Below are 14001 nucleotides of genomic sequence, written 5' to 3' on the forward strand. Positions count from 1 at the left end.
CCGCCGCCGTGACCGGTGACGTCCTGGACCTGCTGCTGGGCTGTCACACCCGCTCCTTTCGCGCTGCGCGATTCCCCGTCAGCCGGGGTGGACCCGGCCGGTGCCTTTCGGCCCCGGTGTCGCGTCGGGATCCCTGCTCGTGGGTCTTGGTGTTCCGTGAAGACGCTGTCCGAGAGCGACAACGGTCCTCGAGGGCGTCTGATTCCATCCCGTGCTCGCCGGTGCTGGGCAACCGCAGATCATCGATGTCGATGTCACGCTACCCGCGTAGGGTGGTCGCGCTGTACCACAATGCTGCGGAGGCGCTGATGATGCCGCAGTGCGCGTCGACGATGAGCACCCGCGCGGCCGTCGGCTGCACGGGGATGGACAACACGACCAGCAACGCCGGCTGGCTGTCATACCGGACGCGATCAACCGCGAGGATGTCCCCGCCTGACTGGGCGATCAGGCTCTGGTAGCAGGTGCGCAGATCGGGGTTGTCCAGCAGCGCACGCAGCCGTTGACCCGCCGCGGCCTGCGGTGCCGTCACGACGAACCCAGGCTGGCGCGCGGCGGCCGGAGCGACCGCCTGGAACGGCGGGCCATCCGCCGACGTCGCCGACACCACGGCCCCCCGCTCCGCGATGGTCCCCGCCGGTCCGGTCAGCTGTAGGGGCAGCGTGACCGAACCCGCGATCTGGCCCGTGAGCAGCTCCCTGCTGTGCTGGCCGACGTCGGCAGGGTCGAGGTTCGCCCGCGAGTCCGCCATCATCGTCAGCCTGGTCGGCCCGGCCTGCGAGGTCGCGGCGGCGCCGGCCGAATCCCGGCCCAGCGCGACGCTCGCCGTCGCGACCGGATGGTCGGCGTCCACCACCCGCAGGCCGTAGAAGGCGAGGACGGCAGCGCCGAAGGCGAGGAACGCCGCGCAGACCGCCGCGATCGACACCCAGTCCCATCGCGGGGCCGATGACGCGCCCGACGCCAACCGCTGCTCGCCGCGGGCCCCGGGCCGCCGGGCCGGGCCGGGCCGGACCGGGCCCCGGACGGGGCGAATCCCCCGACCGCGAGCGTCGCAGGGAGGCCGCCGACCGCCGCGGCCGCCAAGGCCGGCGCCGTCCTGGGCGCCGCCGTGGTCGGTCTCGGTCTGATGAGCGCCGGTCTGATGAGCGTCGGCGGACGGCGGGGCCGCCGGGACGACGGGGGATCGGCCCGCGTCGGGGACCGGGGATTGTGCGGGAGCGTCGGTGGCGGTCGCATCGGAGCCGGGCCGGGCGGTGGGATCGTGCTCCGGGCGGGGGCGCGGCGGAATGCTGGCAGCCAGCGCCGCCTGGATGCGCTCGGCCACATCGCCCGGCATCGTCATCGCGGCCAGCCGGGACAGGTCGGCGCGGACCCTGCGAAGCGCGGCGACCGACTCGCGGCACACCGGGCAGGTCTCAACGTGGTCGCGGGTCGAGCGGGTAACTGGCTCGCCACCGGCGACGGCGTCGAGCTGCTCCACGTCGGGATGCTGGTCGTGCCCGCGGGACCGGCGGCCGAGCGGGAACGCGGAACGCGTGTCCGTGGGTCGGTGACGTTCGCCTGTCGGGTCAGTCGCCATTGCTGATCACCTCCTCCGGCAGGTTCGGGCACCCTGGGGCCGCTTGGCGGGGACCGCGACCGGCGGACCGACTGCGGGCGTCCGGTGGCCACCGCATCGTGGTGTCCTACTTCTGAGACGGTGGGCGGCGCTCAGGGGTTCCCAGGCGATGGGTGACCGAAGACCATGGCGAGGTTCGTCCGTTCCCGCGAACAGCGTCTTTTCCCCGTGCCGGCAGGCATATCGACCAGCCGCGCACTGTCCGCGAGGGGCGGTCCGGGGACGTCGGCCAGCACCACGGCCGTGCGGAACATCAGGACCGGAAGGTGATCTCCGCGATCGAGCCGCGGTACTGCCCGTCGTCGTCGAGCGGCAGGGAGGTCAGCCATACCACCCAGTACTGGGCCGGGGTCAGGTCGGAGGGCATGGGAATGGTCACCTGCCCCTGGGCATCGGGCTTCGGCACGACAACCGGGTAACCGTCGATCGTGCTGGCCGGTGAAGCCCCGCTGCGCAGCTCGAAGGAGACCGGAGCCTTGCTCCCGATCTGCACGGTCACCGAGGTGGGAGTGATCGGCTGGCCGAAGTTCAGTCGCAGGCCGAGGCCGGTCTTGAGGCTGCCGAAACGGGCGCTGCGGTAGCTCTCGGTGGTCCATTCCGTGGCCGGGTTGCCGTCGATTGCCTTGCCGACATCGGCCGGCTTCTCCGTCTTGGCGGGGTCGTCGCGGTCGTAGGGATCGAAGGAGTCGATGCCCGTGGGCTTCAGCACGTTCCCGGACGGGTTGACCTGGTTGGTGGCCGCCGGGGAGGGCTTGGCGTTGTCGTCGTCCCCGGAGCCGCGCAGCGCGAACACGGCCACGACCGCGACGACGATGACGACCACGACAAGCGCGATCCACGGCAGCACCCGGCCGAGCGACGGGCCGGACCCGCCGCGCCCACGCCCTGGGGCGTCGCGATAGCGGTCCGCCGGCGGATAGCCGCCGGCACCGGCGGGGTAGCCCCGGTCGTCCCGGCCCTGGCCGTCCCGCCGATCGTCGCGGCTCCGGGCGTCGTACCCGCCGCGCGTGTCGAATCCGCCGCGGCCGTATCCGGTGTCGCCGCCGCGCGGCCCGCTGGCTCGGTCGACGCGGGTGTCGTAGCGGTCGTCGCGGCCGGCGGGAGCGGGGCCGGGATAGCCGGCGGTGTCCGTGTAGCGGCCCTGCTCGGGGTAGTCGGAGGAGGCGAAACCGTCCACCTCCATCGCCTCGGTGTTGGGCGGGGCCTCGCCGAGGCTCATCAGGCCGGTGTCGAGCACGGCGTCGACGGGGCTGATCGACTCCAGCTCCTCGACGAGCTCGGCCGCGGTGGTGATGGGCGCGCCGGCCCGCTCGTCGCCGAGGGTAGCCATGGTGATGGCGTCCAGGTCGCGGGGCACGGACGAGGTGACCTGCCGGGGGCTGCGCAGCCGCCCGCCGGAGGTCGGCGCGGTGGGTAGCCCGCGGTCCCCGTCGAGCGGCCAGTGGCCGGTGAGCCCCGCGTACAGCAGGCCGCCGAGTGCCCGCAGGTCGGCGGCGGTACCGTCCTCGTCGCCCACCACCTTCGTGGCCTCGGCATCCTCGCCCGTCTCGGCGCCGGCGGAGCCGGCGAGTTCCCCTGGTGTCCCGGAGCGCTCCAGCTCGGCGAGCACGCCGCCGATCTCCAGATCAATGATCTTCACGGTGCCGTGGCCGGAGACGATGACGTCGCCGGGGTTCAGGTCGCCATGATGGATGCCCCGCTCGTGGGCCGCGGCGATGACCCGGGCCGCGGCGAGGACCACGGCGCCGGCCTGCTCGGGGCGCAGCGCCCCCTGCGCCGCGAGTTGGCGCAGGGTCTTGCCGTCGACCCACTCGGAGACGACGTAGGAGATGCGCCGCGAACCGGCCGTCGTCGTCGTGGCGTCGTAGGTGGAGGCGGCACCCGGATGCACGAGCCGGCCGGAGTTGATGGCCGCGGCGAGCAGACGCCGGGCGGCCTGTTCCTGGTTCGGGTCCGCGGCGGGGGCGCCGTTGTCGCCCGGGTTCACCGGGCCGTGTTCGACGATGCGCACCGCGACCGGCCGGGCGAGCACCTTGTCGTCGCCGCGCCAGAGGGTGACCGGCCCGCGGCTGGTGAGCGCGGAAAGCAGGCGGTAACGGCGATCGAGGACGGTTTCGGCGAGCGCTGCGGTGCCGGCGGGGGTCGACGGGTTCCGGGCTGCGGAGGCGGTCGGTGTCACGTCGTTGTCGACGTCCTCAGCCTGCGGTCGGTTGCTTCCGTCGACCACAGCGCCTCCGTCGTCCACGGGCCCGACGTGGACGATCCGCCGTCGGGCTTGCCTATCTCACCCGGGCAGGGGTCCGCCCAGTGTGCCGTGACCGTGGGCGGAGACCCCGGAATCCTTCGTCGCCCGGAACTTGTCGCCACGGTGAACAACGTGACGAGCGGAGGCTGCGCCTGGTTCACCGGCGACGTTGGGCGGGGCCCGCGCACAGCGTGTCCAGTGTACGAGGAGGCGCGGAGGATCTCGCGAATGTCTTGGGACAACCCGCCCTTGTGTACCGGCTGTGACGACGCCCGACTGGTCGTCTCCGACCAACCTCCGGGGCCCTCGGTTCGACCACCTCCCGACCGCGCCCGGCCGTACCCGGCTGCGCCCGCTGCAAGGACGAGAAGGGCGTTTTCGTCAGTCATGATGGTCCGCTCGGCTGGGCAGCGAAGCAGGTGATGTGGCCCGCCGAGCTGCGATGAACCCTCGGCGTATCGCTACGTATTAGTAGAGTGATCCTTTCGGTGTTCCTCAACTACACCGTGTTGTAGCGACGGATGGCTCGACAGGCCCTCTCGACCCCACGTACACCGCGCGTACACCCCACATCACGAGAACACGCCGCACGCGGATTTCGGCGGGGGCGGTTCAGCGTCGCCGCGGTGGTCGGCCTGTCCGGCGCGTCCCGGCCGCGGGTCCCGACCGGTCGTCCGGACCTTCCCGCCGCGGCGGTGTGGCGGCGCGGGCCGTCCGCGACGACGGTTCCCGGCGGGCCGTGCGCCCGGTCTGCCGGGTCCGCCCGGTCGGTGCCGGCGATGAGGCCGGGCCGCCGGGCTTACCCCGGCCGCGCCGGCGGCGCAGGCGACCACCGAGGCGGCTGTTGACCACCTTGATCAGAGCGTTGACCTCGTAAATGCTCATCCGTTTGGCGACCGCGATGAACAGCGCGCCGCCCACGACGGCCGCGATGACCACCGCGACCCCGGAGCTGAGCCAGCCCGTCCCGATCACCGACCGGATTCCCCGGGCCAGCAGGGACGCGATGACGGCGCCGAAGCCCGCGGCGACCGCGACCTGAGTGATCACCCGGGCGGTGCGGTTGCCGTCGACGCCGCCCAGCCGCCGGCGCAGCAGGATCGTCGTGACCGCGAGCCCGACCAGGTAGGCGAAGGCGAAGGCGAGCGCCAGCGCCGGCGCGCGATGCTGCTCGGGTACCAGCACGGTGAGCACCGCCGCGCCCAGCACGTTCACCGCGACGACGCCCATGTTGGTCAGCGCCGGCGTCCGGCTGTCCTGGTAGGCGTAGAACGCCCGCAACTGCACCTGGAACAGCGAGAACGGCACCAGGGCCAGCGCGAAGGCGCTGAGCGTGTCGCCGATGACCACCGCGTCGTGGTAGTCGACCGCACCGTGGTGGAAAACCGCGACGGCGATCGGCCGTCCCAGGGCGAGCAGGAACAACGCGGCCGGCACGATCGCCGTCACGGCGACCCGGGTCGCCGTGGAGATGTCGGCCCGGACCAGGTCCCGGCGGCCCTGGGCGGCGTGCCCGCTCATCCTCGGCAGCAGCGCCGTGATCACCGAGACGCCGATGATCGCGTAAGGGAGCTGGAAGATCTGGTAGCCGTAAGTGTAGATCGTGTACGCGGTCGTCGCCGTCGACAGGTTGACGATCACCAGATAGCCGGCCTGGCTGACGATGACGAACAGCAGCGTCCAGCCGGCCAGCCGGGCCGCCGAGCGCAGTTCCGGATGGCGCAGGTCCAGCCGCGGGCGGTACCGGAAGCCGACTTTGCGCAGCGATGGCAGCAGGGCGAGCGTCATGACCACGACGCCCAGCGTCGTCCCACCGGCGAGCACGGTGATCTGCGTATCGGTGATGGCCTTCGGCCCGTCCACCCCGGGTGGGTGCGGTCCCGACACGATGTAGACGAAGGCCACGCAGGTGGCGATGACCAGCAGATTGTTCAGGATCGGCGCGAACATGGGCGCGGCGAAGGACTGTCTGACGTTCAGGATCGCGCCGATCGTCGCGCCCACCCCGTAGAAGATGATCTGCGGGAGGAACCAGCGCAGCATCTCGGTGCCCAGGGCCTGCTCCGCCGGCCCCGCATCCAGGTAGGCGTTGATGATCCAGGGGGCGACCAGCATGCCGACCGCCACCGCCACGCCGAGCCCGAGGATCATGATGGTCAGCAGGGAGGAGGCGAAGCCGTCCCCGCCGTCCGGGTCCTCCTTCGCGGCGCGCACCATGACCGGCACGACAACGCTGGTCAGGATCCCTCCGAGGAGCAGGTCGTAGAGGATGTTGGGGGTGGTGTTGGCGACGTTGTAGGCGTCGCCGACCGTGCCGGTTCCGATCGCGGCGGCGATCGCGACCGTGCGCAGGAAGCCGGACGCCCGGGAAACGATCGTGCCGATCGCCATGATCCCGCTGGCCTGCCCGAGGCTTGGGCCGGCCTTCGCCGCCCCCGCCTTCCCTCGACGGGCGGTCGTGGGCTTCGCGGCTGCCGGCTTCGCGAGCGCGGTGGTGGCCGCCGCGTCGTCGGGGCGTGGGGCCCGTCGAGTCGCCGAGGCGCGCTGGCCCGTCCGTCCGCCCGTCTCGCGGGGGGCCGGCTGCCGAGGTCTGGCGGCGCGAACGTCTCTGAGGCCGCTGCCGTCCCGCAAGCCGCTGCCGTCCCCCCGGTCCCGGCCGTCTCCGACATCGCTGACTGCTCGCGGGTCGGCTTCCGCATCGTCTCGCCAACCGCTGGCGGCGCCGCCGCGGCCAGCGCCGTAGCGACGGTCACCGCGGGCGTCGGGGGGCAGAGTGGTGTCCCGTCCGCGCGAAGACTGTCGTGACTCCGGGGGGATGCGCCGGACGTTGCTGCGTGGAAGCGCCACCGTCGGCCGGGACTCGCCGAGAGACGGCCGACGCCGCTCGCCGGCGAGGCGCCGGGGGCGGTCGGCGGTATCCGGCTGCTGGTCCCGTGCCCCGTGCCCGCCGGAGTCCGGACCGACGGCACCCGGACCGGTGGCACCCGGACCAGTGGGCCAGCCGGGTCTGTCCTGCGGCCGTGGCCCGGACGTCGGGTCTACCGACCTTGGCGGGCTGGGCGGCTTGGGCAGCCTGGTGGTGCGTGCCCCGTCGTTCGGCGGCGCGGGCTGAGCCCGGCCACGGGCTGCGGAGCCGGGACTGCCCTCGGACGGCGGCGGCACGTTGGGCGGCGGCGGGGGGGTCCGCGACGACGCCGGCAGCTTCCGGGTCGCCTCCGGAGCCGGGCCCCGCGGTGCGCCGGGTGGCGGGATCGAGCGCGGTGCGGCGCCGTCGCGTGGGTCGGCCCATCGGTCGTCGCTGGTCTGGGGCGTGCCGTACGGCCCGGCCTGGTCGTGGTCGGCGAACCGGTGCTCGGGGTAGGCCGCCCGCCGGGCTTGCTCCGCATGCTGCCCATCCACATCCGCGTACGGATCGCCCCGATGGCGGTAACCGTCGTCGCGGCCCCCGAACTCATCGTCCGGATTCCCGGGCTGACCGCCGGGACCGGGATACCGATCGTCCGGAGCGAAATACCGCTGGTCGTGGTTCAGGTACCGCTCGTCGAGATGCCGCTCGGCGGGATTCGGATAGGAACGGTCCCCATCCGGATAGGAATGGTCGGGTTCCGCGTACGGCCGGCCGGAATCCCGGTACCGCGGCTGGTCCTGGGCGGGGTATGACCAGTCCGCGTGGGGCTGATCGGAAGCGTGGGGCCGATCGGGATCTGCCCCCGGCCGGTTGGGATCGCCGGGCCACTCGTCGGCCAGGCGGTCCGGGTCGCCGGCGGCGTCTCGCCGCGGATCGTGACCATGATCGCCACGTCCTCCTCGGGGCCCGGTGCCGCCTCGGCGGTGCCGGGGGCCCGAGCCGCCCTCCCCCTCGACGGGGGTCACGGGCCGCTCCGTCGCCGGCGGGTCGGTACCTGATCGGTGGCCGCCTCCCGCCCCGGGTCGGCGTCTTGCGCCGTGCCCTGGCCGGGGTCCTGCCGCGGGTCCGGGTCCCGGTGTTGGCCGAGGTCCAGGCTGGGCCCGGGGTCCAGGCCGTGGGCGGCGGGCGGGACGCCCTTCCCGCGACGCGCGACGTACGAGAGGTCGGCGGTCGGGGCGCCCGTCGACCACCCGGAGGAAACTGCGGCGGGCGCCCGCCAGACGGCCGGCGGGTCGGCGTCGGCCAAGCTCCCCAGGTGACCCGGCAGCGCCGCACCGCTGACCGTGGCTGCACCGCCGCCACTCGGCTCGGGGGCGCCGCTGGTGGCGTTGGCGGTCCGCCGTGCGCCCGGCCGCAGCCGGCGAGCGAGGCGCACCACGACGGCCAGCAGCAGCACGCTGACGGCGCCGATGGTGATGGCGGTGGCGATGGCGCCGTAGACGGTGGACCGCACGAGCACCCGGGTCGGGGGATCGGTCGAGAGCGCCTGGCCGCTGAGGTTGAGCCGGCGGATCTCCAGCGGGAAGGTCCCCGCGCCCTCGGCGTCCACCTCTATCTCGATCTGGGCTTTCTGCCCCGGCGGGAGGATGCGGGTCTGACGGACCGGTGAGCGCAGGCGGGAGTGGCTGGTCGACGAGAAGGCGAGCACGACGGTGACCTCGAAGTCCGTGTTGTTCTCGAGCGTGATCGGCACCAGCCCGTGCTTGCTCGTCAGGTTGACGCTGCGGGAGGCCACCACCTGAATGCCGTTGCGGATCGCGGACACGCCCCCATCCACCTGCTGGCTCAACGACACACCGTCGACCATGCGTTCTCCGCGCCAGGCGACGGAGGTCGCTGTGACAAGTGCGTTGTACATCGGGTCGACGACCCGGCAGGTGGGGGTGGCCTTCGGCGGCGGGCAGAGCACCGGTCCCAGTGCCAGCGCCTCGTCGCGGACGCCCGTGACCGCGTCGAGGTAGCTGCTGGGCAGCTCCCGCGCCTGGGCGTCGGCGGGGTAGACGAGCGTGCCGCGCGGGGCGGTGGGCAGGTACTGGCTGGTGAGCTCGCCGAGCGGGGCGGAGGTGGAGTAGTCGCTGTCGACCGCGCCGAGCACCTGCTCGGCCCAGCCGATCGGCGGGTCCCAGTCCCGCGGCAGCGCGAGGACCTGGGCCCGCGGCTGATCGGGCAGTTCCGCGGCGATCATGGCGAGTTCGGCCCGGAAACGCGACAGGACCGTCCCGGCGCCGGGGCCGTTCGCGGCCTGGCGGTAGGAGGTGGCGATCTCGGCGAGGCGGTGGTCGGCCCGCAGGGCCCGGATCGGGCCGGCCGACGTCGGCAGGTCGACGGCCGCCGACGGGGTGTAGGTGACGGCGCGCGACGGGGGGAGCAGCCGGTCGTCGAGCAGCACGGTCTGGACCTTCAATTGACGCAGCACGTCCACGGTGGCGGTGTCGGCAAGCCCGTCGACGGGGTAGGCGATGGTGCCCGTCTGCTGCGGGTCTCGTTTCAACAGGTCGTGCAGCACGACCAGCCCAGTGTTGACGGCGTAGCTCACCGTGTCCAGCTTCTGGGCGTGGACCAGGGCGGCCAGGTCGGCGTCGCCGTAGGGCAGGGCGATGACCGCGCCGCCCGCGTCGGCGAAGTGCATGATGCCGCTCAGGAACTGGGCGGCATCGGGGTTCACCGGTTCCTTCACCCCGTCCACACCGCCGCCGGGACTGGCGTACCGGTAGCCGCCCTGTTGCGTCATGCGTAGCAGCGCCTGCACCAGCGTCGGGTCGACAGCGAGGGTGACCGTGGGCCGGCCCTCGTCGGCGGTGACGGTCGACCGGGCCGTGTCGAGCAGCCGGTACAGCCTTCCGCCGGGCTTCACCTCCTTGGCGAGCTCGTTGTCGGTCAGCAGGCTGTCCGAGCGCAGGCGGGGCTGGTCGGCGAGGGGCAGGACCACCGCCACCGGGGTCTGCTGCTGCTGGCCGGACGAACGGACCAGGAAGGTGTACGCCGCGCCGATCGCGGCGTCCTTCGGCTGCCCGCCGACGGAGCCGTAGACCCGGACCCGTAGGGGAAAGACGCCGCCCCTCGCCGGTGGCGCCGACGTACCGAGATCCCCCTCGATCAGGAAGGGGACCGGGGCCGCGCCCCGGATCGGCGGATTGGCCAGCGGCTGCTCTCCCCCGCCGCCGGTGCGGGAGAGGTTGTGGTAAGGCCGGTTACGGGCTGTGGCGATGTCCTTGGCCAGGTTCTCGAGCTCCTTGCGGGAGCCCACCGGCGTGGAGCCGATCTCCAGACTTATCCGCAGGTCGGTGAGGGGCTGGGGCACCGAGGTGGACAGCGTCCCCTGCACGGACACGACGGACGAGCCGGCTGCCGGCGCCTGCACCTCGGTCAGCGAGACGGCCACCGGGTTACCCGAGCTGGTGGACGACGCCACCGTTACCGGCGAAGAAAATAGTGGATTGCCCGGTTCGTCTGTGGATGAAGCTGTGGAAGACCGTGGTGTTCCTGTGGATGAATCTGGTCGGGCGCTCCGTTCCACCAGACCGCCGCGGATCGTCGCGCCCGCCGCGGAGCCGCCGGCCACCGGGATGACGAGGGCGAGCAGCATCACGGTGGCGAGTCGGACCGGCCAACGGCGGCCGCCGGACCCCCCGCGCAGCCGCCCATGCCGGTGCGGCGCCCTCATGCGCTCGCGGCCAGCACGACGGGCACCTCGTCGAGCAGGCGCTGCTCGTCGGCGTAGGCGAGGCGCGCGGCGACCTCGGCCAGCGGGACCCAGGCCACGGCATCGACCTCGAGGTCGGCGTCCGACAGCGAGCCGACGCTGCGTAGCAGCAGGAAGTGGTGCACCGTCTTGTGGATGCGTGCCCCCCCGGCGACGAACCAGAAGTCGATGGTGCCCAACCGGCCCAGGACGGAACCGGTCAGCCCGGTCTCCTCACCGACCTCACGCACAGCGGCCTGCTCGGTGGTCTCACCGGCCTCGACGTGCCCCTTGGGCAGCAGCCACAACAGCCTCCCATGGCGATCCCGGCGGGCGATGAGCACGGCGGAGGCATCCGTGGAGCACTGGTCGAGAATGAGGCCGCCCGCCGAGGTCTCCTCCACCCGGGGCAGCAGCGCGCGCCCGGCGGAGGAGGTCGACGGCGGCATGGATTGATCGTACGAGGCTCGGGTCCTCTGGCCGGCCCGCGTGGCTGGAACGCCCCGGTTGTGCCTGTCGATCCCGGCGGCGAGATCCGCACCGCCGCGGCCGCGATGTGATCGCCCCCGGCCCGTCCGGGTGCCGGTTCACCGCGCCGAACCCCGTAACCTGAAGGTGTGTCAGTGATCAGTCTGGACAACCCGCGCGACTCGGCCGAACGGGTGGTGAGTGAGCTGCTCAGGGTGCCGCCGGCCGCGGACGAGCTCGGTCGCGTCTTCGCCGCACACGGTCACCTGCTCCACCTCGTCGGTGGCTCGGTCCGCGACGCCCTGCTCGGCCGGCCCGCCACCGGTGCCCCGGCCGACCTCGACTTCGCCACGGACGCCCGGCCCGAGCGGGTCCTGGAGATCACTCGGGGCTGGGCGGAGGCCACCTGGGAGGCGGGGATCGCCTTCGGCACGATCGGGCTCGCCCGGCGCGGCCTGCGCTTCGAGATCACCACGTACCGTAGCGAGGCGTACGACCGGCAGTCCCGCAACCCCGCGGTCACCTACGGCGACAGCCTGGAGGCGGACCTGTCCCGCCGGGACTTCACCGTCAACGCGATGGCGGTGTCCGTCCCGGGCCACGACTTCGTCGACCTGTTCGGCGGGATGGCCGATCTCGCCCGTGGCGTGCTGCGTACTCCGGCGAGGCCGGAGGCGTCCTTCGACGACGACCCGCTGCGCATCCTGCGCGCCGCCCGGTTCGAGGCGGCCCTGGGGCTGACCCCGGTGCCCGAGCTGGTCGAGGCGATGCGCTCGCGGGCCGAGCGGCTCGCGATCGTCTCCCCCGAGCGCATCCGGGACGAGCTGCGCAAGCTCATCGGCGCCCCCGACCCGGTGGCGGGCCTCGAGCGGCTCGTCGAGATCGGCGTCGCCGAGATGGTGCTGCCCGAGGTGGCGGCGATGCGGATGGAGATCGACGAGCACCACCAGCACAAGGACGTCTACGCGCACACCATGACCGTGCTGCGCCAGGCGATGGCACTGGAGGAGCCGGGCGCGCCCGACGAGGTGCTGCGCTGGGCGGCGCTGCTGCACGACATCGGCAAGCCGCGCACCCGGCGGCACGTCCCGGGCGGGCGGGTCTCGTTCCACCACCACGAGGTCGTCGGCCGGGACATGGCACGGCGCCGGCTGGCCGCGCTGCACTTCCCCAAGGACGTCACGGAAGCCATCTGCCAGCTCGTCTACCTGCACCTGCGCTTCCACGGCTACGGCGACGGGGAGTGGACGGACGCGGCCGTGCGTCGCTATGTGCACGACGCCGGGCCCCAGCTGACCCGGCTCAACAAGCTCGTCCGCTCCGACTGCACCACCCGCAACCGGCGCAAGGCGGCGGCGCTGTCGCGTACCTACGACTCGCTGGAGGAGCGGATCGCCGACCTCGCCGCGCGTGAGGAGATCGCGTCGATCCGGCCGGAGCTGTCCGGCGACGACATCATGGCGCTGCTCGGGCTCGCCCCGTCTCGCCTGGTGGGCCAGGCCCGCGCGCACATGATGGAGCTCCGCTTCGAGCGTGGCATCGTCGGGCGGGAGGAGGCCGAGGCCGAGCTGTTCCGGTGGGCCCGCGAGCACGAGGTGCCGATCCCCGGCGAGTGACCCGGCCGGCCGCGGCGGGTCAGCCGCGGGTCCCGGCCGGCCCCGCCGAGATGATCGGGTTGATCCGGTCGGCCGGGTCGGCCGGGCTGCTGGGCGGGGGAACGGTCCCGTGCTGCTGCGGTGGCCCGTCGCCCACGCCGCGGATCACCCGGTCCTCGGGATGGCGGCGGGCGGCCCGGTAGTATCCCAGCCCGGCCAGCGCGTAGCCCACGCCGGCGATGATGACCACCGCGGCCGAGCGGGCGTCGTCGGGGAGGATCAGGGCGGCGATCGCCGCCGCCGACACGAAGGCGACGTTGAACAGCAGGTCGTAGAGCGAGAAGGCGCGGCCGCGGTAGGCGTCGTCGGTCTGCTCCTGGACGATGGTGTCCACGCAGATCTTGCTGGCCTGGGCGGAGAAGCCCAGCAGCGCGCCGGCGACGATGAACAGGGGAGAGGCGAAGGGCAGCCCCAGCACCACCTCGACGACGCCCCCGAAGACCAGGACCACCGTGATCCAGCTCGACTTCGGCATCCGCTGGGTGACGCGTGGAGTGACGACGGCGGCGGTGATGGTGCCGACCCCGCTGGCGGTCACGACCGCGGCGAGGCCTGTCAGGCCGCCCTCGCTGCCGGTGAAGTAGTTGCGGTACAGCAGCACCGTCATCACGAGGACCAGCCCGTAGGCGGCCCGGGACGTGGTCAGCGCGATGAGCGCCCGGCGGGCCGGGCCGTGGCCGGCGAGGTAACGGGCGCCGTCAACCATGTCGGCGACGACCCCGGTGGCCTGCCGCCAGGCTCCCTGCCAGGGCACGGCGACCACGGGGCCGAAGTCGGCCCGGCCGGAGCGCGTCGCCGTCACCATCGCCAGCAGGTAGGCAAGGGCCGCCAGGCCCGCGACGAGGGCCACCGTACGGTCGTCGCCGCCGACGAGGCCCCGCACGCCGCTGCCGAGGCCGGCGCCGAGCAGGGTCGCGACGGTGCCGGAGGTGACCGACAGGGCGTTTGCGGTGACGAGGCGGTCGACGTCGACGACGACGGGCAGCCCGGCGGACAGCGCTGCCAGGACGAAACGGTTCACGCTCACTGACGCGAGCGCCACCGCGTAGAAGTCGGCGCCGGTGCGCCCGGCGGCGATGAGCACCACCAGGATGGCCATGAGCACCATCCGCACGAGCGAGCTGACCACCAGCACCCGCTGGCGGGACACCCGGTCGAGCACGATGCCCGCGAACGGGCCGATCACGCTGAACGGCAACACCACGATCGCCAGCGACGAGGCCAGCGCCCCCGCGGACGTCGCGCGCTCGGGGGAGAACAGTACGTAGCTGACGAGGCTCGCCTGGAAGACGCCGTCGGCGGCCTGGGAGGTGAGCCGGGCCGCGTACAGCATCCGGAACCCGCGGCCGCTGAGCAGCTCGTGGAGGTTAGCGGACCATGCCACGCCTGCCAGCGTAGGGCCCTCCGGCCCGCCTCGGATCA

The 14001-nt window shown here is 73.1% G+C and carries 7 protein-coding genes; 1 reads left to right on the forward strand and 6 read right to left on the reverse strand.

Annotation, left to right across the window (positions count from 1 at the left end; genetic code table 11):
- Positions 1-259 precede the first annotated feature (259 nt).
- The 5 genes from G6R25_RS03580 to G6R25_RS03600 form a co-directional block, all read right to left on the reverse strand.
- Positions 260-1582: an anti-sigma factor gene (locus G6R25_RS03580; RefSeq protein ID WP_163551760.1), complete on the reverse strand. Its 1323-nt coding sequence runs from the start codon at positions 1580-1582 to the stop codon at positions 260-262.
- A 292-nt stretch (positions 1583-1874) separates the two neighbouring features.
- Positions 1875-3848: a protein kinase family protein gene (locus tag G6R25_RS03585; protein WP_163551762.1), complete on the reverse strand. Its 1974-nt coding sequence runs from the start codon at positions 3846-3848 to the stop codon at positions 1875-1877.
- A 630-nt stretch (positions 3849-4478) separates the two neighbouring features.
- Positions 4479-7739 carry a murein biosynthesis integral membrane protein MurJ gene (gene murJ / locus G6R25_RS03590; protein WP_235947354.1) on the reverse strand — a complete coding sequence of 1087 codons (3261 nt, stop codon included), beginning with the start codon at positions 7737-7739 and terminating at the stop codon, positions 4479-4481.
- The gene (locus G6R25_RS03595; protein ID WP_163551764.1) at positions 7736-10438 is read right to left on the reverse strand and encodes a DUF6049 family protein; all 2703 of its coding nucleotides are present in this window, start codon (positions 10436-10438) and stop codon (positions 7736-7738) included. Before G6R25_RS03595 ends, murJ begins: the two co-directional genes overlap by 4 nt.
- Positions 10435-10905 carry an NUDIX hydrolase gene (locus tag G6R25_RS03600; protein ID WP_205446837.1) on the reverse strand — a complete coding sequence of 157 codons (471 nt, stop codon included), beginning with the start codon at positions 10903-10905 and terminating at the stop codon, positions 10435-10437. The genes G6R25_RS03595 and G6R25_RS03600 overlap by 4 nt, the downstream gene beginning before the upstream one ends.
- Positions 10906-11079: 174 nt before the next feature.
- Between G6R25_RS03600 and G6R25_RS03605 the strand changes: the two genes are divergently transcribed.
- Complete coding sequence (locus tag G6R25_RS03605) at positions 11080-12540, forward strand: CCA tRNA nucleotidyltransferase (RefSeq protein WP_163551766.1); 1461 nt, start codon at positions 11080-11082, stop codon at positions 12538-12540.
- A 19-nt stretch (positions 12541-12559) separates the two neighbouring features.
- Here G6R25_RS03605 and G6R25_RS03610 read toward each other — a convergent pair whose 3' ends face one another.
- Positions 12560-13963: an MFS transporter gene (locus tag G6R25_RS03610; RefSeq protein ID WP_163551768.1), complete on the reverse strand. Its 1404-nt coding sequence runs from the start codon at positions 13961-13963 to the stop codon at positions 12560-12562.
- Positions 13964-14001: the final 38 nt, after the last annotated feature.

The sequence above is a fragment of the Candidatus Frankia alpina genome (assembly GCF_902806485.1).
Classification (GTDB): domain Bacteria; phylum Actinomycetota; class Actinomycetes; order Frankiales; family Frankiaceae; genus Frankia; species Frankia alpina.